Origin of the sequence: Aequorivita viscosa (genome assembly GCF_900106795.1) — a bacterium.
Classification (GTDB): domain Bacteria; phylum Bacteroidota; class Bacteroidia; order Flavobacteriales; family Flavobacteriaceae; genus Aequorivita; species Aequorivita viscosa.
In genome coordinates, this window is the sequence record NZ_FNNS01000060.1 from 1 (window position 1) to 1,447 (window position 1,447).

The 1,447-nt window shown below is 31.4% G+C and carries 2 protein-coding genes; both read right to left on the bottom strand.

The window, feature by feature from the left end:
- Positions 1–266: 266 nt before the first annotated feature.
- Positions 267–731, bottom strand: coding sequence for a hypothetical protein (locus BLW28_RS15510; protein WP_073222372.1), 465 nt, complete (start codon positions 729–731; stop codon positions 267–269).
- Between the two features lie 184 nt (positions 732–915).
- A complete protein-coding gene (locus tag BLW28_RS15515; RefSeq protein WP_073222369.1) occupies positions 916–1,329 on the bottom strand; it encodes a hypothetical protein in 414 nt (137 codons plus the stop codon).
- Positions 1,330–1,447 lie beyond the last annotated feature (118 nt).

The window sequence follows — 1,447 nt, forward strand, 5'->3', positions numbered from 1 at the left end:
GAGGGGATTTTGTGATTCCACAGCCTAAAAACCGTGTTTTAATTGTCGAAAATAAGCCCTGACTTTTGGTTGCGGATTTACGGTAAACTTCATCAAAATTTACCTCTATAAACTCTCCCACAACGGAATTGTGTATGATTTCGTTGCGTTTATAAGCTACTAATTTAGCAAATAAATCACAGATAGAAAGTCCGCGAGGACTTTCGTAAGTAGGCTAGAACTAGCAATGAATTATACACGGTGTTGTAAAACGTTTTTTATTCAGTTCAGTTTTCCAAAATTATATTTTCGCTATATGTTTTCATATTCTGAAGTCCAATTGTTCCACAGTTCGGTTGAGTATATTTAGTTGTTCTTGGAATTCCAAATTTATCTTTCTCCCAACTCGTGTTAAATTTAAATTTCAGAGTGTCTAATTTCACATCGATAATTTTTGATTGGTGATTTACAATTTCCCATTCGTAATTTTCATTTTTCCAACAAATTCCGATTTCGTCTCCAATAAGAGGAATTCCACTTTTATCAATTTTTATATATTCCGTTTTTGGAACTGAATTGTGTTCTCCGTTTATAAAATATCTCATTTTTCCTTGCGTAATGATAGTCACACATTGTTTTTTGTCGGCAGAGTAAATTTTAAAATTCGTTCTATTTGTATGGTCTCCAAATGCAATAAGAAAAACAGTTATTCCAACTACGAACATAACTACTGCTACTAAAATTATTTTCAATATAAATTTCAAGTTCGAGGTTTTTTTTAAATGTTTTACAACGTTTATGTGTATGGACCGTTGCGTGTTAAAGCACGAACCATTCCAAGTACAAATCTACGTGAAAATTCCGCAGGAATTTTCCAAATAAGCGCAGACCCAGCAATGGTTTATACACGGTGTTGTGTGCAGTTATTTATTCATACTAATTTTTGTTCCAAGTAAACTGACGTATTTTTTCAGATGCTTTTTTCTTTTCAATAACCAATTTTATATCATTTGTCCATTGATAACCTTTTATATCGCTATGATACAAAATTAATTTTCCGTTTTTTATTTCTTTTATAGTTTTTGTCAGTTCTATTAATGCGTCATCAATATCTTCTTCCTCGTAACACGAGATATGAGTATGAATATCAGTTTTTCCATTTGGGTCTTCTATTCCAATCGTTATTTCTGAATTATATGTTGCAATCCAAATTGAGAATTCATTTGTTGGGTTTCTCAAGTCACAATCAAATGATTTGTCGTCATTTTCAGTAATAGTTGCAGTAAATTCAGGATAATTTTCTATCAAAAATGATTTAATTATTTCTGAAAAACGTGCTTGATTTATCATTTGTTCGGTTTTTTTTAATTTCCCACAACGGTTACGGCTATGCGCAGTGCGGTGTTAAATTACTATAATTTTGATTAAGGCACTAAGCCAAAACACTGTTTTTTGCATATTTTTCATT

Excerpts from the sequence above, each read along its gene's own strand:
- BLW28_RS15515 (WP_073222369.1), bottom strand. The coding sequence starts at position 1,329 with ATGATAAATCAAGCACGTTTTTCAGAAATAATTAAATCATTTTTGATA.